The organism is Clavibacter sp. MX14-G9D (assembly GCF_032917815.1).
GTDB classification, from domain to species: domain Bacteria; phylum Actinomycetota; class Actinomycetes; order Actinomycetales; family Microbacteriaceae; genus Clavibacter; species Clavibacter michiganensis_K.
The window spans coordinates 1-807 of record NZ_JAVCVL010000414.1; the positions used below are offsets into that span (position 1 = coordinate 1).

The window sequence follows — 807 nt, forward strand, 5'->3', positions numbered from 1 at the left end:
ACCCAGACCCGCTGGCGCTGGCCGCCGGAGAGCTCGTCGACGTGGCGGGGGGGGGGGGGGGGGGCGCCGGGGGGGGGCGGCGCCCGCCGCCTGACCCGCAGCGCGGGCCTGCCGCTCGTGCCGGCCGCGCTCACGGGCGGGCTGCTGCTGCTCGCCGCCGACCACGCGGCCCAGCACGCGCTGCCCGGGACGGTGCCCGTGGGCATCGTCACGGTCGTCGTGGGCGGGGTCTACCTGATCGCGCTGCTGATCCGCGAGGCGTCGCGCCGTGCCTGAGCCCCTGCCGCACTCCGCCCCGCACGACCCGATGGGAGGTCCCGCCGTTGACACCGCCGAACCCGATGCCGACACCGCGTCCGCCCCGCGCCTCCGCGCCGACGGCGTCACCCTCTCCTACGACCGGCGGGTGATCTCGGAGCACCTCGACGTGTCGGTGCCCGACCGCTCGTTCACCGTCATCGTCGGCCCGAACGCGTGCGGCAAGTCGACCCTGCTGCGCGCCCTGTCGCGGCTCCTCGCGCCGACCGCGGGCACCGTGCTCCTCGACGACCGGCCGCTCTCCTCGTACCGGGCAAAGGAGGCGGCGCGGATCGTCGGCCTCCTCCCGCAGAGCGCCATCGCGCCGGACGGGATCACGGTGGCCGACCTCGTGGCGCGCGGCCGCTTCCCGCACCAGAACCTCATCCGCCAGTGGACGGCGACCGACGAGGACGCCGTGCAGCAGGCGATGGCCGCCACCGGCGTCGACGACCTCGCGGCCCGCCACGTCGACGAGCTCTCCGGCGGCCAGCGCCAGCGGGTCTGGGT

2 protein-coding genes are annotated in these 807 nt (G+C 77.1%); both read left to right on the forward strand.

Annotation, left to right across the window (positions count from 1 at the left end; genetic code table 11):
- Positions 1-90 precede the first annotated feature (90 nt).
- Positions 91-276, forward strand: a complete 186-nt coding sequence (locus Q6969_RS16035) for an iron chelate uptake ABC transporter family permease subunit (protein ID WP_317231328.1) — start codon at positions 91-93, stop codon at positions 274-276.
- A gap of 31 nt (positions 277-307) precedes the next feature.
- On the forward strand, positions 308-807 hold a 500-nt coding region (locus Q6969_RS16040), incomplete at its 3' end, for an ABC transporter ATP-binding protein (RefSeq protein WP_317231329.1).